This is a genomic window from Pedobacter endophyticus (assembly GCF_015679185.1).
In the GTDB taxonomy this organism is placed as follows: domain Bacteria; phylum Bacteroidota; class Bacteroidia; order Sphingobacteriales; family Sphingobacteriaceae; genus Pedobacter; species Pedobacter endophyticus.
Map to the genome: position 1 here is coordinate 2,810,643 of NZ_CP064939.1, position 24,887 is coordinate 2,835,529.

A 24,887-nucleotide genomic window follows, 5' to 3' on the forward strand; every position below is an offset into this window, starting at 1 on the left:
TTTGCTCCCTTGCTTTGCTGTATGCTTTCGCTACCTACAGGCCTGCCCAATGCAGGCAGGATGCCGCTTCGCCCAGGGCTAGAAACTCAATTACTGCCTAATCTAAACGAACACTCGATGTTTATAAACCCGACAGGCGCAAATATCCTTTTTTGTTGCTCATGCTTCAAATACCGCAGCTTGCAGCCAAAAAAGATATTGCAGATGGCGGGGCTGCTTTTGCCATGAAAAACTGAACGTTAATTTTCAAAAAAAAAAATTATGCGGAGACATTTGCTTCAAAGGTCGTCATTTCCCACGCAGAAGGGACGGGCAGTTAAAACCTGTCATCATCAGCTACCGGATTCAAACTTCTTTATTTGCAAAAAACGCCAGACTCACAATAACGGATATAGCGAATAGCAAATTTAATCTTCGTCGCTCCCCGGCAAGCTACCGTTTCCGTGGTAGGCTCCCTTGCGAATAATCGGCATATTTAAATGTTTGTATAAATCATCTAAATGCATCAAACTTCCGTTGGTTAAGTTGCCCAAGAAAATTACGACTATATTTTTATCTAAATCGCGAACGTAAATGTGGCGGAAACCATGCCACCAACCGGTATGGTAAACCACCTGATCCATCTTTTCGCCTTCAAATATCCGCCAACCGTAGCCGTAATTAAAATGACCATTTACGGGCTTATTTCGCCCCACATACGAAGAATCGTTACTCTTTTTACTGATCAGCCTCCCGTTTTTCAGATACTTGTCATAAAGTACCAAATCGTGTACGGTACTGTAAATTCCCTTGTCGCCGACAGGTCCATCCAAAAAGTTTTGAACTACTGAATATCGCCAGGTACGATCGTGGCCCACCACATCTACCGGCACCTTCTCGTATTCTGTGGTGCTGTACACATGGGTGTTTTTCATGCCGGCGGGTTTAAAAATATGCTCCATCATGTACTGAGAATAACGCTGGCCGGTTACTTTCTCTATAATGGCGCCCAAAACCATGAAATTGGAATTGTTATAATGAAATCGATTATCGGGCTTTGTGTACGGGTTAGGCTTTTTCTCGGCGATGATGTTCATTACCTCTTGGTTGGTAACGCCCTTTTTCATATTGCGCTTCTCCTTCCGCCAAATGTCGTCAATGAAATAAACGTAATTCATCATTCCACTGCGGTGACTAAGCAAAAGTTTTATTGTAATGCCCTCGTACGGAAAGTTCGGAAAAAACTTTTTAACGTTATCATCTAAAGATAGCTTCCCCGCCTCTACCAACTGCATAATTGCGGTGCCGGTAAACGTTTTGGTAATTGACGCCAGCTCAAACTCGGAGCTGATTTTTAAACTGTCGCGGTGCAAATAATCGGCCCACCCGATTGCTTTCTCGTAAAGTATTTTCCCATCTTTGGCGACCAGCATATTGCCGTTAAAGCCATATTTTCGGTGCAAATTATCTACAAAATTGGCAATCCATTTATCACCCTTTGCCGGGTTGTAAGCAAGTAAAAGACTATCTGCCTTATCGTCTTCTTTTACACGCACTTTGGCGTCGGCCGCCTTGGCTTCTTCCGTTTTTTTGCTGCTACAAGCGGTTAATAAAAATATTGAGAGGGCTAATGCTGTACACGAATTTCTAAAAATCATTAAAATATAGGGTAGTCTGTTAAAAACCCGAAAATTAAAGAAATTTAGCTTGGCAAAGGCAAAGAGTTTTAAACATTTGCGCAATTTTGTTTGTACCAGCATTCGAATAAATGGCCTTTACTGCCATAAACGGGATCGCTATCGGGATTTTTAACCTTCGCGATGTCTTCATCGGCCTCCGGACGCTCTTCGGGCTTACCATATCTGATGTTATAATCTGATCCATTTGGATAAGCTCCAACTACAGTGAAATCGTCGCTCGATTTTATTTTCCGGTGGGCTACGCCGGCTGGAATTACCACCACATCGCCTTTATCCAACTCGATACAAACGCCGTGTTCGCCGCCAAACTGCACATCGGCCCTGCCACAAAAAACGCCCATTACCTCGTGCGTATTGCTGTGGTAATGTTGATAATCGAAAATACCATCAACCCAGGCGTTGGTATAGCCGTTTTGTGCAAAAACCTTTTTTATTGCTTCCTCGGTTTCATCGGGATGAATTAAAAATGCGCCCTTATAAATCATTAACGGCAAGTTCGGATTATTAGGAAATTCTCCGTTTTCTTCTATCTTATGTGCAACAAGGTAGGCCTCTTGTATCAGTTTTTCTTTATCCATGAGTTGGTGTTTCAATAATTAACAAAGTAATGCAGAAAGGGTTTTTTGGTTTTTTCGTAAAACGCGGTTCAAGTTTTTATCGCCACAACAATGTTATTGTAAAATTAACTGATCAGCAGAAAATACAAGTGGCTTGTTAATCGCAAAATGCCGCAATAAATGTCATCCTGAGCGCCTCCCAATGTCGTTTAGTTAAGCATGAAAAGTGTCATCCGATAGCTAGCGGATCTGAGCGGAGTCGAAGATTTTTTTTATAGGATAAATCTATCAACATCTGCCCTTCGACTAAGCCTGTATTGAGCGTAGTCGAAATGCTCAGGGCGACAATGATCTTAGTTTTCTTCGTCAATTTGTATTGCGCATTTCGACTGGAGTTTATCTTGAGCGTAGACAAAAGGCTCAATACAGACTCAAGCTGAACCTCGGTCTTACAAAGCGTCATTCACATCATACTAAACAATTTCGACCGCCATTTTTGTTCAATTACAATTTGAAATACATTTATTGAATCGGCGTTTTGTAACAAATGCAATTTACGGGTATCTTATGCAAAAACGTAAATGAGCTTTTTAGGTAATATTATCTGGATTATTTTTGGCGGCCTGTTCATCTTTTTCGAATACATTATTGGCGGCTTAATATTGTGCTTAACCATTGTTGGCATTCCGTTTGGCATTCAATGCTTTAAATTCGCAATTGTTGGGCTAGCTCCGTTCGGGGTAAAAATTACCGATACTTCATCAAACACCGGTTGCCTGTCTACCATTATGAATTTGATCTGGATCTTTTGCGGCGGCTTTTGGATTGCCCTTACGCATTTGTTCTTCGGCATTTTGCTTTGCGTCACCATTGTTGGAATCCCTTTTGGCCGCCAGCATTTTAAATTAATGAACCTGGCATTTACGCCATTTGGCAAATCGATCTCTTAAAACGCTAACCAGCATTCAAAAAAGAAACGAAATCCCGAGCGTAAGTTCTGGAACTCTCGGTTATTTGATTAAGCCGATTGCTTTAGAATGCTGAATGGCTTCTGCGCTGGTATTAAACAAACAGGCGTAAACCTTTTGCTGTGCAATTTGCTCCATCAAACGTTCGGTTTCGGCTGCCTTTTCAGGTCGGATGTTCCGAATATAAACCGCCTCGATATTCTGCGGATACTTTGCCACAATGGTAGCATAAATCGAAGGGTCTTGTTGCGAATTATCGCCAAAAAACACAAACTTTTGGTTTGGGAAAGCATCTAAAATCCGCATTACCCGTAGCAACTTTCCTTCGTGCCCGGTCTTGCCCGTCTTAATCAGGTCTTTTAAGCGCTTTATGCTGTTGAGTAAAAAGGCGCCATCGGGCAGTTTGTTATACTTAAAGGTTTCAATCAGGTAATCGTAAAGGTTCCATTCGCTGCTACTGACATAAAAAAACGGATTTGGCTGATCGGTATTGGTGTGCGATAAGGCGAGTTGCTGGTAATGACTTGCGGCATCGGGAAACGTTTTTCGCGTATGAGGATTCTTTATAAAGAGTTCGCGCAGGCGCCGGCCAATAGTTGCCGAATGCGAAATCATTACCGTATCATCTACATCAGATATAAATGCAAACTGTGTGATGTGGGGCACGTAAACCTTGCCTTCGCCGCTATTTAAAACGTTGCCATCATCATCTAACGCATCTACTTTTACAAAATGCCAGCCGGCCGCAATATCCCGATCGGCCTGCCACTCAAACCTGAAAAAGCCGTCGTTCTCCGCTTTGTTATAAATGGTTTGATCGAAAAACTGCAGCCTCACGTTTACGAATGCGTAGGGTTTAAGCACAAACAACTTAAGCAAATGCAAAATGTTAACGAAGATGTTGTTGCTGTAAATCTGTTGCGTCTTTGCCTTGTGCTTAAAAACATGACCGTAAACCACTAAATTATGTTTATGGCCATAGCCATGATAAACTTTTACACTAACAGATTTATTCATTGTATTTGAAACAGAATTTACGAAAACTTGTTTGTGTTGTAGTCATTCAAATTAAAAACATGAGGTTATTGTTCATTATCAATCCGGGTTCAGGCAGTCACGACGTCGATTTAAAGCAAGTAATCTCCTCGCATTTTAAGGATAAAGATACTGATGTGGTTTTATATGAGCTGCCGGATGATTGCTCGCTGGATAAGATCAAGCGAAAAATTGCCGAAACTAAAGCCGACCGGGTGGTGGCGGTAGGTGGCGATGGAACATTAAAGCTGGTTGCCGAGTGCTTACTACATACAACCACTCCGATTGGGATTATCCCGGCGGGCTCGGCAAATGGAATGGCGAAGGAGCTGGGCATCCCTACGGAAATAGCCGATGCGCTCGAACTTATTGAGGCGGGCACGCCAAAACAAATTCATGTGGTAAAATTAAACGACGAAATTTGCATCCATTTATCTGATTTGGGATTTAACGCTTATTTGGTTCAAAAGTTCGACACACTGCCCCAGCGTGGGATGTGGGGCTATGCAAAAGCAACCTGGCATGCGCTGGTAAACCATAAGCGCATGAATATTGAGCTCAGTTTAAAGGGCGAAAAGATTAAATCGGCCGCGGCGATGGTGGCCATTGCAAATGCAACGATGTACGGCACGGGCCTGAAAATAAATCCCGATGGTAAATTAGATGATGATTTGTTTGAGATTATATTGGTAAAAGATTATTCGTACCTCGAAATCTTAAAAATATGGGTTACGAAACTTCCCTTCAACCCAAAAAAAATAGAAGTATTTCAAACTTCGGAGGTGAAGATTTCTTCGAAGCACAAAGCACATTTTCAGGTTGATGGCGAATATATCGGCAAGGTGAATGAGATAACGGCCAAGATTTTACCAAAGGCAATTTCGGTAATTGTTCCCTAAAACTGTTTGCGGTGAATTTGAATAGTAAAATACAGCCTAAAAAACTCGGCAATAAAACAGATCCTCAAAAGCACGGAAAACCAGCCATCTGTCAGATTAAAAAGTTCGGGCAGGTAAGTAATAAAGCCGATTGAAAACACCCAAACCAACAAACGAAAGGGAAATTGGACATAGTAAGTGATAAAACCGAATTTTTTATTTGCTATAAGTCCCGCCGCCGAAGCAAATAGCGATACAAATAAGGCCAGAATCAAAATTACCTTTACCTGGGAAAGCACCTGATCGGGAATTTCGTTAAAGTGCGTTACAATTTTCCAAACCTGTTTGGCCAATAAAACGATGCTGATTACATCCAGAATGCCAAAAAACCTACTTGTGCGCATTATTTACAATATTTGGCTAAATAGTTATCGGCCATTTTACTACCCATATTTTTTACGAATGAAAAATCTTCGCAGGCGCCTTGTTTATCGCCCTGTTTCAGCTTTTTTAATCCACTGTCTATTCTCGATTGCAGGTATTCATCATCAATACCCAATTGATTTTTTATGGCAATGATTTGCGCTTCCTGCCCCGGCTTTGCCTGATCGATGTTTTTGTAAAAGTTGATTACCGAATTGGTTAAACCCTCTTCGGCCTGGTAACTGCGAATGGCCTCTTGAATGGCTGAGCTCGATTTACCTTCACAATTGTAGCCCGAAAGCCTGAAATTTACCGGAACAATTACTGATGCGGTGGTATCGTACCCCGCGGGAACCTGCCATTTTCCGCTGCTTAAACGGATTAAGCGAAGTGCCTCTTCATCCAGCTCGCTCAATATTCCTTTGTTTATTTTAGATGAATATACATTTCCGTGTGCATCCAACTTGAAGCTGATGTTTACGGTGCCTTGAATACAGTTATCCTTCGAAAACTGCGGATAAATCATTTTATCTCTTAAGAAAGTGGTAAAACCTGATTTTCCGGTCTTAAACTGCAATTGCGCCATGACAACCGAGGTGCAGCAAAGTAAGCAAAGGGTTAATAACTTTTTCATTATGCTAATTTACACTTAATAAAACTTAACGGCAATGAGTGCTAAGATTTCGTGAAGTAGAAGCATCAAAAAAGCCGCTGCATCAGAAAACAGAATGAAAGCCTGGGCGCAGATCCTATAGCTGAGATTAAAGTTGGCGCCCTAAACCTCTCCCTATTAATGGTGGTGGGTTTTGCAATGTCTGTTCATCCCTTCCGAAGAAGTCGGAAGGGAAAGCAAAGGCCTTTGCTTTTAACCCAAACGTTGATATGGAGAGGTTATGAGAAGCAATCCAAAGTTTTGACAAGAAAATCGAAAATTCGACTGTTTGGTACAGTTTTTTAATATCCATGGGCAGTCATCCGATGAATATCTGCTTGTTGCCAATATTAATCGGATGACTAACGCCATAAGTCATTAACCTAATAGGCTTGAGCCGCACAGGGCCTAAAAATCAAATTGCAAAATCACATTCGGATCGGGGCAATTGGCCAGATACCGATCTCCTTCAGAAAACCGGCATACTCCCGGATAATCGCCCTTTAGCCCGTGCATATCCTCAATAATTTGAAAATGTAGGTGTGGCGGCCATCCTCCGTTTTCTTCTTTTGGGCCAAGTGCTCCTATTTGGCTTGCAGCAGGAATAAATTTGTTTTCTGCTAAGCCGCTCAACGAGGCCAAACTCAAATGACCATATAAAGCATGAAACACATAGCCGGCTATTTCGTATTTCAAAATAATCGTAGCGCCATAATCGCCAAAATTATCATTGTTGGCAAAGCTATGTACCGTTGCGTCATAAAAGTTGTATACTGGCGTGCCTGCCGGACCCCAAATGTCTATCCCCAGATGCAACCTGCGTGGCTCTTCCGAAGTGTCGAAATGGGCACTCCGCGAATAAATTGTTCGATGCTCGTTGTAACCCCCAACGCCGTAGCGGGCATTATTATTGGCTAATTGTTTGTTTATCCAGTCCGAAAACAGCTCGGTATCGTCCAACATTGCTGCTGTAAGTTCTGTATTTGTGGCCGTAAAATCAAACGGCAGAAGCCTGTCTACGCCAGCATCAAAATCAACAACTTTACCAACTGAATTTGCTTTTATAATCTGCCCGAAGCTTTTCATTGCCGATGCTATTGAAAAATATAAGTGTAATTATAAATGTAGTGCGAAAGTGCGCCGCCAACTACAAACAGGTGCCAAATTTCGTGGCTATGCGCCCACCTGAACATTTGCCTGTCTTTCGCGTAGAAATAAGTGCCTGCTATATAAAAGACCCCACCAAAAAGCAGCCAAAAGATTGCTCCTATTGGCAAGGTACCCAACATTTTTTGTAACAGGGGCACAATTAAACAACCCATTAAAATGTAAATCGACAATGAGATTGCTGTACTTTTCAGGCGATTAAAAATCTTTAACAGGCAACCGGTAATTGCAATGAGCCACACAATTGCGAAAAGCCCCCAACGCAACCAACCATCGAAAACTAAGAGTGCTGTTGGCGTATAGGAGCCGGCAATCATTAAGTAAATGCTGCAATGATCGAATTTTTGCCAAAACCGAATGCCGTAATCGCTTGTCGGGTAGCCGTGGTAAGTGGCACTCACCGCAAAAAGCACAAACATGCCGATGCTATAGATCCAGGCTGCCGTAATGGCAATATCGGTACCAGCTTTGCATAATAAAAGATAGCCTGCCGGTATAGCCAGCAGTGCCGGAATAAAATGCGTAATAAAATTAACGGGCTCCCTAAGTCGTCTCACAAACTACTCGCTGTCTTCGTCGCTCTGCCTGGGTTCTTTAGCAATTTGGTCAAACAGATTATCCATTCGCTCAACATACTCGTTGGTATCATCAACAAAGAATGTAAGCTCGGGCACCACCCTTGCCTGATGGCGAATTCTTGCACCCAGCTTATACCTGATTTCGCCAGCATGGGCATTAACGGTATTTATAGAAAGTGTGGTGTTAGTGGTGTTAAAAAAGCTTAAATATACTTTGGCTACGGCCAAATCCGGCGATACGCGCACCCGGGTAATGGTTACCAAGGTATTTGGTAAAAATGCAGCACCTTCCCGCTGAAAAATCTGTGCTAACTCTTCCTGTAGTACTCCTGCAAATTTTTGCTGACGTTTACTTTCCATAACTTGTGTTCTTCGTCATTGCGAGGCACGAAGCAATCTATCGGTTTTTCGCTAGAAATTAGCTCCAAAGATTGCTTCGTGCCTCGCAATGACGGTTAAATTTAATAAAGCAGATTACTATCATACGGGTACCTGGCCACATGTGCAGCTTTCACCATATCGTACAATAGTGTTTTAAATTCTTCTATGTTTTCTTTTTCTGTTGCTGAGATAAATAAAACAGGCACTTTATCGTGGCTCATCCAACTTCTCTTAAACTCATCTAAAGTTAACTTGCCATCGTCGCCTTCATCCTCAGCTTCCGGCGAAACATAAGCATCAATTTTGTTGAAGACTAAAACCATGTCCTTATCTATTGCGCCAATATCTTTCAATGTTTCGTTAACCGTGTTAATCTGATCTTCGAAATTAGGATGCGAAACATCGACTACGTGAATCAGTAAATCAGCTTCCCGAACCTCATCTAACGTCGATTTAAAACATTCCACCAAATGGTGAGGCAGTTTACGGATAAAACCAACCGTATCCGAAAGCAAGAAAGGCAAATTATCAATTACCACCTTGCGTACCGTAGTATCCAAAGTTGCGAATAGTTTATTTTCGGCAAAAACCTCCGATTTCGACAGCATATTCATAATTGTCGATTTACCAACGTTAGTATATCCTACCAATGCAACGCGAATGAGTTGTCCACGATTTTTGCGTTGCGTTTCGTTCTGCTTATCAATGCTCCTTAAACGCTCTTTCAACAACGAAATTTTGTTTAAAATAATCCGTCTATCGCTTTCAATCTGCGTTTCACCTGGTCCGCGCATCCCGATACCACCTTTTTGGCGCTCAAGGTGAGTCCACATACCAGTTAAACGTGGTAAAACATATTGCAACTGAGCCAGCTCAACCTGTGTTTTTGCCTGTGCGGTTTGTGCCCTGCTTGCAAAAATATCTAAAATCAGGTTACTTCGATCGAGCACCTTCACGCCTAACTCGCGATCTATATTCCGCAATTGCGATGGCGAAAGTTCATCATCAAAAACCACGGTATCAATTTCTTCGGATTTTACGTAAGCCTTAATCTCCTCTAATTTTCCCGTACCAACAAAGGTTGCACGCTCGGGCTTAAGCATCTTTTGGGTAAAAACCTTTTCCACCTTTCCGCCCGCCGTATCGACTAAAAAAGCCAGTTCATCTAAATACTCTTTCGTTTGCTCATCCTTTTCGCCAGGTGTTACCACGCCCACTAAAATGGCCCGCTCCTGCTTAATCGCAGTATCATAAAATTTTTGTTTTCCCATGTAATTAAAGCAAATATACGAAACTCACATCATCTGGTGAATATTATCCCATGTAATCAGTAAATGTAAACCCTGCTGGTTCGAGAAATGTTTTTGATCATTTGAAGTGAAAGGTGTCGATGCACAGCAAGTTTAGTCCCGTGCCGAAGGCACGCCTTTGGAGCTTTCTGTTGCAATCTTTTGCGACTGCGGATGCGAGGAACCTGATAACTACAACAAAAGTATTTCCACGTCAATCGGGCTTATCAAACAAAGTTTAATAAAAAATTGGTAGTATGAGAAGTTCCTAAATTTATTGACGACTGGTTTTTCACACTGTCATCCTGAGTGTAACGAAGGATCCCCAAGCGATGGATGCAAAACGCGAATAAACCACTACCAAAGAAAGGGAAGTGACTCACTTCGCTCTAAATCGTCATCTCTACTGCTCTGTTTTTTTAAGCTGAGTTGGGGTTACTAGCAGAATTAAAAGTTTGCTAGCGAAGTACAAAGATTGCCTCCTCCAAGGAGCTCCTGCGGAGCGCTGCGGTCGATACAACGGGCATTCGGTCGAATTCCGTGCTTCAACGTTTCTGCTGCAGGCAGTGAAAAACTAAATCTGTCCTACAAACTCGTTAATCGCCAACCCGGGGTTATCGGTTTTCATGAAGTTCTCACCGATTAAAAATCCGTTGAATCCTGCGCCTTTCAACGCTCTAATGGTTTGGGGATCGCTAATTGCACTTTCAGATATCTTTAAAAACTCATCAGGAATTTTATTCACTAAATCGAATGAGGTTTGGATATCAACAGTAAAGTCTGCCAGGTTTCTGTTGTTCACACCAATCGCATCTAAATGAGGGCTAATACTTCTTTCGAGTTCTTCCTCATTATGCACTTCCAACAAAACACTCAAGCCTAAATCCTGAGCAAATTTTCCAAAATCGCTGATTTGTTTGGGCGATAATATGGCGGCGATCAGCAAAATAATATCCGCACCCCAGGCTTTGGCTTCTAAAATCTGGTATTCATCGATCATAAAGTCCTTGCGCAAAATCGGGATGTTATTTGCAGCCCGGGCAGCCAGAAGATCATCTGTTTTACCCCCGAAAAAATCAACATCAGTCAAAACTGAAAGTGCCGATGCACCCGCAGCGTTGTAAGCCTGGGTTACTTCAGCAACATCGGCAACTCCATTAATTAAACCCTTTGATGGCGACCGACGTTTGAATTCAGCAATAATTCCTGTTCTGTCGTTTGCGAGCAAAAACTCTTTAAAAGACAAAGGCGTTCTATCGAAATGCCTGGTCGTTTGTAAATCGTGTATAGAAATAAGCTGCTTAGCATGGGCAACTTCTTCTTTTTTACGTAATACAATCTTATCTAAAATATTCATGTTTTGTAATTAATGAAAAAAGCTTTAAGAAGTTAACCAGTTTTCCATCATTTGCCTTCCATATTCAGTGAGCACACTTTCGGGATGGAACTGTACACCACGAACATCTAACGTTTCATGTCGGAGCGCCATAATTTCACTTTTATGGTCTTGCGCCGTAATCTTTAAACACGATGGAAAGTTTTCTTTGCTTACCACCCAACTGTGGTACCGGCCAACGTTAATAGTTTGCGGACATTCCCAAAACAACGATTCGTCGCCGTCTACTACCGTTACCGGCGTCGCAATTCCGTGCATGGGCCTTCCCAGGTTCAGCAAAGTTCCGCCAAACACCTCGGCAATAGCCTGCTGCCCCAAACAAACCCCAAAAATACTTTTTGTAGGCGCATAAGTTTTAATCACATCCAATAGTAATCCGGCCTCTTCAGGAATGCCAGGCCCGGGCGAAAGCAAGATTTTATCGAACTTCGCCACATCAGCCAGTTCAAATTTATCGTTTCTCCAAACCACCGCCTCGTAACCCACTTCGTTAATTAAATGAACCAGGTTGTAGGTGAAGCTATCATAATTATCAATTACTAACACAACCTTTTTGGCAGTTGATGGGGTTGTATTGTCTATATTTTTTTCCATTTCAATTTCTTTTTAATTCCGAACCTTTTAAACCGTTTCTGCCATTTGCAGCGCTTTGCGCAAGGCGGCAATTTTGTTGTTTACCTCCTGCATTTCTGTTTCCGGAACCGAATCGGCTACAATACCAGCACCTGCACGGTAATGCAGTTCGTTGTTTTTGCTCATAAAAGTCCTGATCATTATCGCATGGTTAAAATCTTCGTTAAAACCCATAAAGCCAATGGCGCCCGCATAGAAATTTCGTCCTAGATTTTCATTCTCATCAATCAGTTGCATGGCCTTGTATTTCGGCGCACCGCTTAATGTACCGGCCGGGTAAGTGTCTGCAACCACCTTAAACGCACTTACGTTTTGTTGTAAATGGCCACTCACCTTGCTTACCAGGTGAATCAGATGAGAATAATATTGAACCTCTTTAAATGATTTCACCTCAACGTTACTGCAATGCCTGCTTAAATCGTTTCTGGCCAAATCAACCAGCATTACATGCTCGGCGCTTTCTTTGGGATCTTGCTCTAATTTGCGGGCCTGTTCTGCATCCTCAATATCGTTGCCGCTCCGTTTAAACGTACCCGCAATAGGAAAAAGATTTGCCGTATTGTTCTTAATGGTAATTTGCGCCTCCGGCGACGATCCGAAAAGCTTAAAATTTCCATAATCAAAGTAAAACAGATAAGGCGAAGGGTTAATAGAACGGAGGCTTCGGTAAACATTAAACTCATCGCCCGAAAAAGCCTGTTTGAAAGCCCGCGATGGAACAATCTGGAACACATCGCCACGGTAAATGTGCTTTTGCAGTTTTTCTACAAGATTCATAAACCCCTGATCGGTAAGGTTGGAAGTTTCCTCGCCACGAAGCTGAAACTTATATTCGGGGTAGTTCTTATTTTGAATCAGGTATTCCATTTTCTCCAATCCACCCTCTTCCTCTCCTTCAAATGTGTTCTTGAAAAGGGTAATCTCGTTTTTGAAATGATCAATTGCGATAATGTATCGGTATAAATGATATTGCATTTCGGGTGTTTCTTCACCTTCAGGCGTTTCGGAGGCAAATTTAATATCTTCAAAGTGCTGTACGGCGTTCCAGGTAAAATAGCCAAACAGCCCGCTAGAGATAAACTTTATTTCGGGCAATTCTGTCTCCTTAAATTTATCCTTAAAATCCGCTATCTCGTCGATTAAGTTTTTGCTCTCGGTTATCGAAATTGTTCCATCGGGGAAATACGTTTCTAAGCGGCCTCCTTTCAAAATAATTCCGGCCACAGGCTCTGCACAAACAAAGCTCATCGAATTCTCGCGACTATGGTAATCGGAGCTTTCCAATAAAATGCTATTCGGATAAACGTCGCGTAGGCGCAAATAAATACTCACCGGTGTTGTGGTATCGGCAAGCATCTTTTTGTAAGTGGTGTTAATTTTAAACATTTTCTGTTTTATGTTTTCGTTAATGCGGTTGGCTGATAATCTTACTAAAGTAATAAGATTACTTCAAGCCTCGCAATGACGATTTAGTTAAAAAATAAAAGCCCGGCGTGTGGTTCTACGCCGGGCTTTAAAGGTTTCTTTAAGATTTAGGTTGATAAAAATATTTTCCTCATACGCAGCCGGCGCAATTCTGTTTTGAATTACCTTGCCAAAGCCATGCATGTATATTGTTAATCATCGAGAGCAAAAATATAAAGAAATTTGAAAAATGGAAATTATCGTGCTTTTTTATTTTTAAAAAGTGAAGAATTGGACAAACACAACGCTACTATGATCAGCTGTGCTGGCTTTTGTGCATAAATGTGTAAAGTTCACCTTTATCACTATTTTAATGCACGTAAAAAGATGATTTAAACACCCGCAAACCACTAAAAGTTTAAGTTATCCATCAGGGGTTTAAACAAACTGTCGGTTTTTAGAATAAAAGCAAAAAAATTCCATATCTTAGCAATACCCTATTGTCCTTCTTTTCATCCCCATGATTTAAAAATAAAATCGTATGGATGAAAGTTTCTACAAGCAGATCGCTTACCGCATTAAAGAAAAAAGGTTTAAACGAGGATACAGCCAATCTTTTATGGCAACAGAATTAGGGATTTCGCAAAATACCTATTCTCGAAATGAACGCAGTATAAGGAAAATGCCTTTAGAGAGGCTGTACCGAATTGCAGCTATTTTAAATACTCAAGTTGTAATGTTACTTGGTGGCTAAGATATTCCGAAAAAGCTTCTTCCGGGAACTTCTTTAACCATTAAAAATATTGCAACAACGATTAAGATCACTGCCAATCCAAAAAACACAGCAATATTACGGTGTTTTGCCACTGCATCGGCAACCTTTTTCGAGCGTGCGTTACCAATGGTAATTAAAACAACGGCAATAAGCATAATTACTGCATGTTCTGCCTTAAAGTATCTGCCAGCGGGTTCGCTCATTGGCAGTTTGGTTAAGGGACTGAAAAAATACAGTATCAAACCGATCAAAAATTGAATGTGTGCGCTAATAAGCGTAAACACATTTAATTTGCGGTTGCCCTCGGTATAGCTTTTTTTTCCCAACCATCCTGAAAGGGCATTAACTACGGCCACAACTAATAGAATTAATACGATGTAGCGCCATCCTGAGTGAGCAGATTTTAGAATATTATACATTTTTAGTTCGATTTTTTCAAAAATAGCTATAAACAGATTATTCGCTGCAAAGAGCGCTTATTTATATTGGTTTTAAATTACATTTCAGGCTTTGTATTGCCATGGCTGTTTGAGCCGTTCGGCTCTCTATCGTCAACAGATACAAACCGTATCTTTCTGCAAAGTCATAAAAAATGCGATTGAATTTTTATCCGTTCTCTTTTTTTATGTTTGTATCAACAAACAACAAAACTTAATGGGATTATTATTAGATTACCTGAAAAACCACAAATGGATTGTGGCCCTGGCGCTATTGCTTGCAGGTTTCAATATCGGCTTTTCACTTTTAGACCCTTATATTACCGGTCGGATTCTGGATTGTTTTATCAATAAAAAAGACACCTTAACCTACAGCCAATACCTTTGGGGATCGATTGGGCTGATCGGTTTGGCGATTGGTGCGGCAATGGTTTCGCGTATTGCCAAAAATTTTCAGGATTATTTTACGAGCGTAATTGTTCAAAAGGTTGGCGCAAAAATGTATGCCGATGGTTTGCAACATTCTTTAAAATTGCCTTATCAGGTTTTTGAAGATCAGCGCAGTGGCGAAACATTGGGCATTTTACAAAAAGTTCGCTTGGATTCTGAAAAGTTTATCACCGCATTCATCAGCATTTTATTTGTCAGCTTAATCGGAATGATTTTCGTAATTGTTTATTCGGTTTCGGTAAGTTATAAAGTTACTTTGGTTTATTTTTCGGCCATTCCGATTATTGGTTTTGTCAGCTGGTTTTTAAGCCGTAAAATCAAGATTATTCAGCGCTCTATTGTTGGTGAAACAACGGCCCTGGCCGGCTCAACAACAGAATCGTTAAGAAATATTGAGCTTGTTAAAAGCCTTGGGCTGGCCGAACAAGAAATTGAGCGGCTAAATAAAACTACCTACAAAATTTTGGGCCTTGAGCTTAAAAAAGTAAAATATGTGCGCAGCATGAGCTTTATGCAGGGCACTACGGTAAACCTGGTTCGCAGTACAATGGTGCTGGTTTTGCTGCTGCTCATTTTCGACGATACGATTACGGCAGGTCAGTACTTAACGTTTCTATTCTATTCATTTTTCTTGTTTAATCCATTGCAGGAACTCGGAAACGTTATTCTTGCCTGGCGTGAGGCAGAGGTTTCGTTGAGCAACTTCAAAAAGATATTGAGTACGCCTATTGATAAAAAACCCGCAAATCCTACTTCCATCCAAAAAATAAACGACTTAACGTTTAACCAGGTCGGCTTTAAGCACCAAACCGCCAATAGAAATGCCCTCGAAAATATCTCTTTCAAAACGCGTAACGGACAAACCATTGCCTTTGTTGGGCCGTCGGGATCAGGCAAAACTACTTTGGTGAAGCTTTTAGTGGGATTATACCAACCGAAAGAAGGCGAGATTTTATATAACGGAATTGCAAGCAACGACATTGATTTGGATGCGTTGAGAGAAAAAATCGGCTTCGTAACACAGGATACACAGCTTTTCTCTGGAACGATTAGAGAGAATTTATTGTTCGTCAATCCAACGGCGACTGATGAAGAGTGCTACAAGGTATTGAAGCAAGCTGCTTGCCAAACACTTCTTTCGAGAGCTGACAAGGGTTTGGATTCGTTAATTGGAGAAGGTGGCGTTAAAGTTTCGGGTGGCGAAAAACAACGTCTGTCGATTGCCCGGGCGCTACTCCGCCAACCCGACATTTTGGTGTTCGACGAAGCAACATCGTCATTGGATTCGATTACGGAAGAAGAAATTACCAATACGATCAGAAACGTTTCGCACTTAACCGATCACATTACCATTTTAATTGCCCACCGTTTATCGACCATTAAACATGCTGATGTAATTTACGTTCTGGAGAAAGGTCGCATTATTGAGCAGGGCAAACACGAGGCTTTAATAGAACAAAACGGACTGTACCAGGCCATGTGGCGTCAACAAATTGGCGAAAGAATTGTTGAGGTTTAAGAAATCGTTATGAACATGTTAGTAGCACAAATTGAAAGCAATCAAATTGCAGTTATCGTAATAATAGCAGCTATACTGTGGTTGGGGCTCATTCTGACCGCATTATATCATATATCGAGAAACACATCAATGGGTTTTTCGGTAAAGGTGCTTTGGTTTATTATTATTCTTTTTGCGCCGTTTTTAGGGTCGATTATTTATCTAATTTGGGGTAAGAATAAAAAGTTTTAGATAAACCAGACCTTCTCAAGCGCATTGTATTGGGTATTGGCATCGAGTTTTGATTTCATTTCGTCTTTGCGAACTGAAGAAAGGGGTTTTGTGGTGGAGTGAAGCAATCCATTCGATAATTATTACTAAAAAGATTGCTTCGGCTCGCTCAAGTCTAGCCTCGCAATGACGATTATTTTAATAATGAACTTACAATCAAAAGATACCACCAATAACTCATATTAAATTAACTTAATGATACGGCAGTTCTCAAGCGGCTTTCGTGGTTTGTTCGTTAATATCCTGCAAGCTCAATTTGGTTAGTGATTTTGTTTTTAGCCATGTAATAAAAGCAATTCCTATAGTCATACTTCCACCAAACACTACGGCAGGCACGAGCGTGAGTATTTTCGCCGATAAGCCCGACTCGAACTCACCGATCTCGTTCGACGATCCGATAAACATGCTGTTCACTGCCGAAACGCGACCACGCATATCGTCGGGTGTAAGCAGTTGCATAATTGTTTGGCGAATGATAACGCTCACACTATCGAATGATCCCTCGCAAAACAAGAAAAACAAGGTAAGATAAAAGTTTTTAGATAAGCCGTAGCAAATGATACTTACGCCAAAGCCTGTTACGGCAATGAGCAGGTTTCGCCATGGTTTGGCCATTGGCGAAAAGCGTGTCATCGCTAACATGGTTGTAACTGCACCCAAAGATGCAGCGCCACGCATCATTCCCAGGCCAAATGATCCTAAATGGAACACATCTTTGGCAAACATGGGCAATAAGGCCACAGCACCACCAAAAAATACCGAGAAAAGATCGAGACTCATTGCCCAAACCATCATTTTGGTTTTAAATACAAATTGAATCCCTTCTTTTAAACTGTGCAAAATGTTCTCTTTGGGAACATACGTTGAGGGGTGTTTCTTGAAGGTAAAAATACAGATTAACGAAATGGAAACCAGTAAAACGATCACGCTATAAGCCGCAGTTATTCCCCAGAGCCAGTTTACCAGGCCGCCGGTTAATGGCCCGATAATGGTAGCCAATTGCCAGCTGCTGCTATTCCAGGTGCTCGAGTTGGGATATAGTTCTTTCGGAACGATCTTCGCCATTAACGAAAAGGTTGCAGGCCCAAAGAACCCTCTGGCCAGGCCGATGCAGAACACCAGCCCGTACATGATCAAAACAATGAGGTCTTCTTTTAAGTGCAGGTATTTGCTGGTGATGATGAGCATCAAAACCGAAGCCAGCCATACCCCCGAAAAAATCTTGATCAGCAAACCTCGTTTCTCGCTTTTATCGGCAATGTAGCCGCCATAAAGTGCTATCCCAATGGCGGGAATTGCTTCACAGAGCCCCACCAGGCCGAGCTTTAATGGGTCGTGCGTTAAATCGTAAATATGATAGCCGATTACTACTGCCTGCATTTGGTAAGCAAGTGTAAAAAAGAAGCGCATTCCTAAAAAGGAGCGGAATTCCTTAAACCGCAAGGCTGCAAATGGATCAGGCTTTACTATAACGGAGTTGGGATCAGATTCTGCCACTGGAAAAATATTTTTGCAAAATTAAGGTTTGCGAAACTAAAACTACAACGGAATTAGAATCGCATGATAAACGTTACCAAGGGATGATATTATCAACGCGTAGGTTTTCGCTGGGACAATAAGCGCTATCCAAGTAGGTTATCCGATGAATCTGAACGTAACGCCTATATTCATCGGATGACTTTTAAGAAATTTTATCGAAAGAAATTCCGCGTTCCAGTTTTTTCAAGTGTGCTTTAAGCATGGCGTTTTCTGGCTTAAGCAATTGAGGATCATCTTCAAAAAGTGCAATAACAGTATTTCTTGCTTCTGATAAAATGATTTGATCCTTAGCTAAATCTGCCAATTTCAAATCTAAAACGCCGCTTTGTTGTGTTCCGGTGATATCGCCGGGGCCACGCAACTGCAAATCGATTTCCGAAATCTCAAAGCCATTATTGGTTCTTACCATCGTTTCTAAACGAACCTTTCCTTCTTTGCTTAGCTTGTTTCCACTCATCAGAATGCAAAAGGACTGTTCTGCTCCCCGTCCTACCCTTCCACGAAGTTGATGCAACTGTGAAAGCCCGAAACGTTCTGAATTCTCGATTACCATTACGGATGCATTAGGAACATTTACGCCCACTTCAATAACCGTGGTGGCCACCATAATCTGGCTTTTTCCATCAATAAATTGCTGCATCTCGAATTGTTTGTCGGCATTCGGCATTTGCCCGTGTACAATGCTGATTTGATATTGAGGCCGCGGAAATTGATAGCTCAACTGCTCTACGCCTGCCTCCAGATGCAAAAGATCAAGTTTTTCGCTTTCCTTAATTAACGGGTAAACAATGTAAACCTGTCGTCCCTTGGCAATTTCCTGCTTCATAAAACCGAACATGCGCAGGCGTTGCCCCTCAAATAAATGGCGTGTTTCAATTGGCTTTCTCCCGGCGGGCAATTCATCAATAATAGAAACATCCAAATCTCCGTACAGCGTCATCGCCAGCGTACGAGGAATCGGGGTTGCCGTCATCACCAAAATGTGCGGCGGAATAATATTTTTACGCCACAACTTTGCCCGCTGCTCAACTCCAAAACGATGCTGCTCATCGATAACTACCAGGCCTAAATTCTTAAATTTTACCTTATCTTCGATTAAAGCATGCGTTCCGATCAAAATATCAATTTCGCCGCTTTCCAGCTGCTCGTGTAAAAGTGTTCTTTCTTTCTTTTTCGTATTTCCGGTTAATATGGCCACCTTCACCAAATCATCTGTTACCAGTTCGGTAATAGAAGCAAAGTGCTGGCGGGCGAGAATTTCGGTAGGGGCCATCATACAAGCCTGGTAACCGTTATCATTGGCCAACAACATGCTCATTAGCGCCACGGCAGTTTTGCCACTGCCTACGTCGCCTTGCACAAGCCTGTTCATCTGCACACCACGCTGGGTATCTATCCTGATCTCTTTAACCACCCGTTTCTGTGCATTGGTTAGTTCAAAAGGCAAAAACTCTTTATAAAACCGGTTTACCTTATCGCCAACTTTTTCGAACGTTGCCCCCTTAAATTTTAATTGCCGCAGCTGCTTGTTGTGTAATAGTTGCAACTGAATATAAAAAAGTTCCTCAAACTTTAAGCGCCTTTCGGCAGCGTTCAAATCGCTTTGTGTTTTCGGAAAATGGATGTTTAACAGCGCCATTCTTTTATCCGGCAATTGATATTTATCTATAATATATTGCGGCAAAGTTTCGGGTACCTGTGGTATAACCTGATCGAGCAAGCCTGCTATTAAACGTTGAATGCCTTTAGAATCGAGCGTAAATTTTTTGAGCTTTTCTGTAGAATTATAAACCGGTTGAAGGGTTAGGTTGCCTCTTCCAACAGGTTTGTTTTGATACAGCTCCATTTCTGGATGAGAAATACTGAAAGTGCCGTTAAACAAGCTTGGCTTGCCAAATGCCACGTATGCTGCGCCAACCGTAATATGATCATCAACCCATTTTAAACTTTGAAACCAAACCAATTCCATAAGTCCTGTGTCATCCTTAAAAACTGCTACGATACGCTTTGCCCGTTTATCGCCAATTACCTTTTTGCTAATTACACGACCAACGATCTGAATGTATTGGGAATCGATATTGATTTGGTTGATTTTAAAATATTTTGTTCGATCGATATAGCGGAATGGATAATGTGCAAGCAGATCATGATAAGTAAAGAGCCTTAATTCCTTCTTCAAAACGTCGGCTCGAGAGGGGCCCACGCCTTTTAAAAACTCAATAGGTGTATCTAATATCGAATTAAGCAAAGCGATTATCGTTTCTTATAAAGTACAGTTTTTAACAATTGTGCATTAAAAATAACAATAGACAAGGCCAAAAGCAAATAGGCAAAAAGTTGATGGACGTCTATGTGCTCTTTAAAATAGAAGAACGCAACTGCAAAGGCTACAATTGGATTTAGATAAATTAAAATTCCTAATGCGGATGAGGGCATCCCTAACAAGGCATAAGCATTTAAAAACAACGGAATGATGGTAAAAACAATTGCGATCAGAAAAATATGCGACCAAAAAAATGTGTCGGCCGGAAACGGGTTTGAGCTGGTGAGATACATTGGCAGCATCATTAAACCCGACAAAATAAGCTGAACGCCAAGGAAGTTAAACTTATCGATATCCTTAACCACCTTTAAAACGATTACGTAAAAGGCATAGAACGAGGCAATTAATATGGCCCAAAGCACTTCATGTAAAGAGCCCGTGGCGAGTAATGCAATGCTGATGAATGCAATTAAAAGTGCTGCGATTTTTGCCTTGGTTAATTGTTCTCTCAAGATGATAAAGCCACATAATGCAGTAAGCAGCGGGCAAACCATATAAGCAAAAGCGGCCGCTTTTAAACTTACGCCATTAACCGCGTAGATGTACGTGAACCAGTTTCCGGTTATAAGGAAAGCCGAAAGGATGGTGAGTACGAACAACCTCAATTTCTTTGAAAGCGATAAGGCTTTAAAAAATTTTAGATCGGCCAAAAGTGCGCTCCTCCTGAAAAGCAGTACAATTGCCCAAACAATGATAATTGAGACGAATATTCTATAGTAAAGAATTTCTTGTGGAGGAAACCCTTTTATATTGCGAAGGGGAACAGACATTGTTCCCCAAATGATGTAGGGGATAACCCCAGCTACAAAATATTTGCGCTTACTACTTGCCAAAATTATCCAATAACCGCAATTACAGAAATTTCGACATTGACATTTTTAGGCAGCACCGAAACCTGAACGGTTTCCCGGGCAGGAAAATCGGCCGTAAAATATTGGCCGTAAATTTCGTTTACCTGGGCGAAGGTGCCCATATCGCTTAGGAAGATGGTCGATTTTACTACATTATCGAATGTTAAGCCAGCTTCTAACAAAACAGCCTTAAGGTTACGCATCACCTGGTGGGTTTCTTCTTCAATGTTGCCAATGCTCAGCTCTCCGCTTTCAGGATTAATGGCTACCTGGCCCGACACGAATAAAAAATTTCCCGCTTGTACAGCCTGACTGTATGGACCAATTGGCGCTGGTGCATTGGTTGTTGTGATTATTTTTTTCATAAATAGTTTAAAATTATTTGGCGAGCCATTGAATAAGCTTGTAAATGATGCCAGCGAGAAAAATGGTAATCGCTAAAGCATTTATAAAGTGCATAATCTTTATATTGATATTACTTGGTCGATTAGGATCCTTTTTTCTGAAGAAATACATATACAAACTTAGTTAAAAAGCTGAATACAGAAAATTAAAGGCATAAAAAAAGTCCCGATTTGCATCGGGACTTTTTAAACTCTTATATTGAAATACTAGTTTCTAGCAGTTTCAACACGACGGTTTTGGATACGACCTTCTTCAGTATCGTTTGAAGCAATTGGATTAGCTTCGCCATTACCTTTAGTAGCAACTTGGCTAGAATTAACGCCAGAGTTTACTAAGTAAGTTTTAACAGAGTTAGCTCTATCTTTAGATAATTTCATGTTATATGCAGCAGTACCTTCGCTTGAAGCGTAACCGTTTACAGTTACTTTACCACCGTTTTCACGTAACACTGAAGATAATTTATCTAAAGTAGGGTAAGATTCAGTTTTTAATACTGATGAGTTGAAATCGAAACCAATTTTTTCGAAACCAGTAACACCTTCAGTTGAAGTAGTTGTAGTTGTAGCTACAGGAAGTGGACAACCTGAACCATCAACAGCAGTACCAGCTGGAGTACCTGGGCATTTATCGAATTGATCAGAAACACCGTCACCGTCAGCATCTTTTTTCAAATCTTCAACAGATTTTTCAACAGCAGATACACGGTTTTTCAATGCTTCAACTTCTTGACGTAAAGATGGATCTTTTAACTCATCGTACATAGTAGCTAATGGGTTAGTCCACTCTAAGCTTGGTTTAGCAGAAGAACCTAAAGAGAATTCTAAGCCAGCATAACCGTAAGAGAATTTATCTTTAGTAGTACCTTTAGCATAAACTCCGTCTAAGTTATCAGCATCAACAAAGTTCATAGTGTAACCTAAGTTAAAGTTAACACGCTCAGAAACTTTGAATTTAACACCAGCACCTACTGGAATGTAGAAACCTTTTACGTAATCTTTAGCTTCGTGTTTGTCATCAAATGGACCTGTAGCACTACCTTTCCAGTCTATAACAGTACCGTTAGACATAGTTACTTTTGGAGCATAAGCCATATAACCACCACCGGCAGTTACGAAGAAACCTACTGAATTCTCGCGACGTAAGAAATCGATAGAACCTACGTTTACAACACCACGTAAATCTACAGCATATTGTAATTCAGTTTCAAATTCTCTAACACCTGAAGTAATACCTTCGTTAGTACCTGAAAGTTTACCACGAGTTCCGTTTAATTCTAAACCGAATGAGTGACCTAGTTGTTTACGGATGTTTAAGCCGTAACCTAAGTTAGCATCCCATTTGTTGAAGTCGTTAGAACCACCGATAGCAACAACTGGCATTAAAACACCACCGTGTACACCGATAGACCAAGTTCTGTACTGTCCTCTTCCACCAAATACCTTGGCAGAAGAAGTAGTTGCAGGAGCATCTTGAGCGACAGCAAGAGTAGCAACTCCTGTTAATGCCACTAAAGAAAGCGCAACACTTTTCTTTAAAGTAGAATAATTCATAATCTTTTTTTCTTTTTTAAGGGTTAAACAATTTAATTGATTAATTTTTTAGTAATCGCAAAATTAAACAAATATTTAAATTTTCAAACTTTTATACAAACTCCGTTCCAAACTTCGCCTTAAATAAGCATTTTCTTACATTTGAACCTATCACTTTAAAAGTACGTTAATTATGAAATATCCAACCATTGATCAGTCGTTATTTGTTTTAAACAGAAAAAACTTCGCTAAACAACTAAAAAACAATTCTTTAGCTATATTTAATGCTAATGATGAGTTTCCAAGAAGCGGTGATCAGAACTTTGTGTTTAAGCAAAATCCTGATTTATTTTATTTATCAGGAATCGATCAGGAACAAACCATACTCCTCCTGTACCCAGATTGTCCTAATCCATTGTACAGAGAAGTCCTCTTTTTAAGACAGACGAATGATTACATCAAAGTTTGGGAAGGTTATAAGTATACCAAAGAACAGGCTAAGGCCGCCTCTGGCATCGAAAGCATCTATTGGTTAGACGATTTTGATAATATTTTGCACAGCATTGTTCACTATGCAGATCAGATATACCTCAATACTAACGAAAATGATCGATACGCACATACTGTTCCCTACAACGATATCAGATTTATCGAAAAAATGCGATCGAAGTATCCATTGCATCACTATGAACGGGCTGCGCCACTTATGAGGGGCTTAAGAGCAATCAAATCGGACGTGGAGATTGAACTGACTAAAAAGGCATGCGCCATCACCCGCGATGCGTTTGTAAGAGTATTAAAGTTTACCAAACCGGGCGTTAAAGAATACGAAATTGAGGCCGAAATCATTCATGAGTTTATCCGTCAGGGAGGAACAGGGCATGCTTACACGCCAATTATCGCATCAGGGCACAACGCAAATATTTTGCATTACAACGATAACAACCAGGAATGTAAGGATGGCGACGTGATTCTTTTTGACTTCGGGGCGGAATATGCCAATTACAACGCAGATATGAGCCGTTCTATTCCCGTTAACGGAAGGTTTACCGCAAGGCAAAAGGATGTTTACAACGCTGTTCACCATGTGATGAAAGAATCGATAAAATTGATCGGGGTTGGAACGGTATGGAATACTTACCACGAGCAAGTTGGCGAATTGATGACGGAACAGTTAATTAAATTGGGATTAATCTCTAATGACGACGTTAAAAATCAAAACCCAGCCTGGCCAGCTTACAAAAAATATTTTATGCATGGCAACTCGCACCACTTAGGTATTGATGTGCACGATTTTGCGGGCCGATATACGCCATTCGCTGCCGGAAACATTCTTACTGTAGAACCGGGAATCTATATTCCTGAAGAGGGACTTGGAATCCGTCTCGAAAATAATGTCTTAATTACAGAGCATGGAAACATCGATTTAATGGGCGATATTCCATTAGCTGCTGAAGAAATTGAGGATATTATGAATGGGTAGTTGAGGTTTGAGTTGGGAGTTTTGAGTTGGGAGTTTTGAGTCTCTAGTCCGGAGTCGTAAGTCCTTAGTCCTGAGTCGACGGTTAGAATTTCGAGTAATGATCGATAATTAACGAGTGTTGATATTAACTATGCTTTGTCAGGCTGAGCGGAGTCGAAGCCTCGTGCACCTGCCCTTCGACTAACTCCCATTGATCGTAGTTGAAATGCTCAGGGCGACATTTATTAAGGCATTTTCGATTAGTACAACAAAGTCATCGGATGAAT

General features: G+C 41.0%; 25 protein-coding genes. 6 read left to right on the forward strand and 19 right to left on the reverse strand.

The genetic code is table 11. From position 1 onward, the window contains the following. Positions 1–407 precede the first annotated feature (407 nt). Entirely contained in the window at positions 408–1,637 is a 1,230-nt protein-coding gene (locus tag IZT61_RS11405) for a serine hydrolase domain-containing protein (RefSeq protein WP_196097036.1), read from the reverse strand. A gap of 68 nt (positions 1,638–1,705) precedes the next feature. Then, positions 1,706–2,257 (reverse strand): cupin domain-containing protein, encoded by a 552-nt coding sequence (locus IZT61_RS11410; protein ID WP_196097037.1) that lies wholly within the window; start codon positions 2,255–2,257, stop codon positions 1,706–1,708. Positions 2,258–2,817: 560 nt separating this feature from the next. On the opposite strand from IZT61_RS11410, the gene IZT61_RS11415 reads away from it, so the two are divergent. Continuing rightward, entirely contained in the window at positions 2,818–3,186 is a 369-nt protein-coding gene (locus IZT61_RS11415; protein WP_196097038.1) for a YccF domain-containing protein, read from the forward strand. A 60-nt stretch (positions 3,187–3,246) separates the two neighbouring features. Here the strand turns inward: IZT61_RS11415 and IZT61_RS11420 are convergent, their stop codons facing one another. Continuing rightward, positions 3,247–4,221 (reverse strand): App1 family protein, encoded by a 975-nt coding sequence (locus IZT61_RS11420; RefSeq protein ID WP_196097039.1) that lies wholly within the window; start codon positions 4,219–4,221, stop codon positions 3,247–3,249. Positions 4,222–4,280: 59 nt separating this feature from the next. On the opposite strand from IZT61_RS11420, the gene IZT61_RS11425 reads away from it, so the two are divergent. Next, positions 4,281–5,138 (forward strand): diacylglycerol/lipid kinase family protein, encoded by an 858-nt coding sequence (locus tag IZT61_RS11425; RefSeq protein WP_196097040.1) that lies wholly within the window; start codon positions 4,281–4,283, stop codon positions 5,136–5,138. On the opposite strand, the gene IZT61_RS11430 is transcribed toward IZT61_RS11425, so the two are convergent. The 9 genes from IZT61_RS11430 to IZT61_RS11470 all read right to left on the reverse strand — a co-directional run bounded on the left by IZT61_RS11430 (position 5,135) and on the right by IZT61_RS11470 (position 13,022). Beyond that, a complete protein-coding gene (locus IZT61_RS11430) occupies positions 5,135–5,521 on the reverse strand; it encodes a hypothetical protein (RefSeq protein ID WP_196097041.1) in 387 nt (128 codons plus the stop codon). The genes IZT61_RS11425 and IZT61_RS11430 overlap by 4 nt on opposite strands. After that, positions 5,521–6,174, reverse strand: a complete 654-nt coding sequence (locus tag IZT61_RS11435) for an energy transducer TonB (RefSeq protein ID WP_196097042.1) — start codon at positions 6,172–6,174, stop codon at positions 5,521–5,523. Before IZT61_RS11435 ends, IZT61_RS11430 begins: the two co-directional genes overlap by 1 nt. Before the next feature lie 426 nt (positions 6,175–6,600). Then, positions 6,601–7,278, reverse strand: coding sequence for a peptidoglycan DD-metalloendopeptidase family protein (locus IZT61_RS11440; RefSeq protein WP_196097043.1), 678 nt, complete (start codon positions 7,276–7,278; stop codon positions 6,601–6,603). Positions 7,279–7,286: 8 nt separating this feature from the next. Further along, entirely contained in the window at positions 7,287–7,916 is a 630-nt protein-coding gene (gene trhA, locus IZT61_RS11445) for a PAQR family membrane homeostasis protein TrhA (RefSeq protein ID WP_196097044.1), read from the reverse strand. 3 nt (positions 7,917–7,919) lie between these two features. Continuing rightward, positions 7,920–8,297, reverse strand: coding sequence for a 30S ribosome-binding factor RbfA (rbfA, locus tag IZT61_RS11450; RefSeq protein ID WP_196097045.1), 378 nt, complete (start codon positions 8,295–8,297; stop codon positions 7,920–7,922). 101 nt (positions 8,298–8,398) lie between these two features. Next, on the reverse strand, positions 8,399–9,589 hold the full coding sequence (gene hflX, locus IZT61_RS11455) for a GTPase HflX (protein WP_196097046.1): 1,191 nt from the start codon (positions 9,587–9,589) through the stop codon (positions 8,399–8,401). A 592-nt stretch (positions 9,590–10,181) separates the two neighbouring features. Then, positions 10,182–10,964: an indole-3-glycerol phosphate synthase TrpC gene (gene trpC, locus IZT61_RS11460; protein ID WP_196097047.1), complete on the reverse strand. Its 783-nt coding sequence runs from the start codon at positions 10,962–10,964 to the stop codon at positions 10,182–10,184. A gap of 24 nt (positions 10,965–10,988) precedes the next feature. Beyond that, positions 10,989–11,597, reverse strand: a complete 609-nt coding sequence (locus IZT61_RS11465) for an anthranilate synthase component II (RefSeq protein ID WP_196097048.1) — start codon at positions 11,595–11,597, stop codon at positions 10,989–10,991. A gap of 27 nt (positions 11,598–11,624) precedes the next feature. After that, on the reverse strand, positions 11,625–13,022 hold the full coding sequence (locus IZT61_RS11470) for an anthranilate synthase component I family protein (protein ID WP_196097049.1): 1,398 nt from the start codon (positions 13,020–13,022) through the stop codon (positions 11,625–11,627). A 559-nt stretch (positions 13,023–13,581) separates the two neighbouring features. On the opposite strand from IZT61_RS11470, the gene IZT61_RS11475 reads away from it, so the two are divergent. Beyond that, a complete protein-coding gene (locus tag IZT61_RS11475) occupies positions 13,582–13,794 on the forward strand; it encodes a helix-turn-helix domain-containing protein (RefSeq protein WP_196097050.1) in 213 nt (70 codons plus the stop codon). On the opposite strand, the gene IZT61_RS11480 is transcribed toward IZT61_RS11475, so the two are convergent. Further along, positions 13,791–14,234 carry a cytochrome B gene (locus IZT61_RS11480; protein ID WP_196097051.1) on the reverse strand — a complete coding sequence of 148 codons (444 nt, stop codon included), beginning with the start codon at positions 14,232–14,234 and terminating at the stop codon, positions 13,791–13,793. The two genes, IZT61_RS11475 and IZT61_RS11480, sit on opposite strands and share 4 nt — an antisense overlap. A 235-nt stretch (positions 14,235–14,469) precedes the next feature. Here IZT61_RS11480 and IZT61_RS11485 point away from each other — a divergent pair, with 235 nt between their 5' ends. Together IZT61_RS11485 and IZT61_RS11490 are read left to right on the forward strand one after the other, a co-directional pair. Beyond that, positions 14,470–16,221, forward strand: a complete 1,752-nt coding sequence (locus tag IZT61_RS11485) for an ABC transporter ATP-binding protein (protein ID WP_196097052.1) — start codon at positions 14,470–14,472, stop codon at positions 16,219–16,221. 9 nt (positions 16,222–16,230) lie between these two features. Continuing rightward, complete coding sequence (locus tag IZT61_RS11490; protein ID WP_230383622.1) at positions 16,231–16,452, forward strand: PLDc N-terminal domain-containing protein; 222 nt, start codon at positions 16,231–16,233, stop codon at positions 16,450–16,452. Positions 16,453–16,701: 249 nt separating this feature from the next. On the opposite strand, the gene IZT61_RS11495 is transcribed toward IZT61_RS11490, so the two are convergent. From IZT61_RS11495 to IZT61_RS11515, 6 genes are all read right to left on the reverse strand, one after another. Next, entirely contained in the window at positions 16,702–17,988 is a 1,287-nt protein-coding gene (locus IZT61_RS11495) for an MFS transporter (RefSeq protein WP_230383623.1), read from the reverse strand. Positions 17,989–18,172: 184 nt separating this feature from the next. After that, positions 18,173–20,278, reverse strand: coding sequence for an ATP-dependent DNA helicase RecG (gene recG, locus IZT61_RS11500; protein ID WP_196097053.1), 2,106 nt, complete (start codon positions 20,276–20,278; stop codon positions 18,173–18,175). A gap of 5 nt (positions 20,279–20,283) precedes the next feature. Further along, positions 20,284–21,186 carry an EamA family transporter gene (locus IZT61_RS11505; RefSeq protein ID WP_196097054.1) on the reverse strand — a complete coding sequence of 301 codons (903 nt, stop codon included), beginning with the start codon at positions 21,184–21,186 and terminating at the stop codon, positions 20,284–20,286. 2 nt (positions 21,187–21,188) lie between these two features. Continuing rightward, the gene (locus IZT61_RS11510; protein ID WP_196097055.1) at positions 21,189–21,569 is read right to left on the reverse strand and encodes a RidA family protein; all 381 of its coding nucleotides are present in this window, start codon (positions 21,567–21,569) and stop codon (positions 21,189–21,191) included. Between the two features lie 13 nt (positions 21,570–21,582). Then, positions 21,583–21,720: a DUF6728 family protein gene (locus IZT61_RS22520; protein WP_317193157.1), complete on the reverse strand. Its 138-nt coding sequence runs from the start codon at positions 21,718–21,720 to the stop codon at positions 21,583–21,585. A 95-nt stretch (positions 21,721–21,815) separates the two neighbouring features. Beyond that, the gene (locus IZT61_RS11515; RefSeq protein ID WP_196097056.1) at positions 21,816–23,159 is read right to left on the reverse strand and encodes an OmpA family protein; all 1,344 of its coding nucleotides are present in this window, start codon (positions 23,157–23,159) and stop codon (positions 21,816–21,818) included. A gap of 172 nt (positions 23,160–23,331) precedes the next feature. Here IZT61_RS11515 and IZT61_RS11520 point away from each other — a divergent pair, with 172 nt between their 5' ends. After that, positions 23,332–24,621 carry an aminopeptidase P family protein gene (locus IZT61_RS11520; protein ID WP_196097057.1) on the forward strand — a complete coding sequence of 430 codons (1,290 nt, stop codon included), beginning with the start codon at positions 23,332–23,334 and terminating at the stop codon, positions 24,619–24,621. Positions 24,622–24,887: the final 266 nt, after the last annotated feature.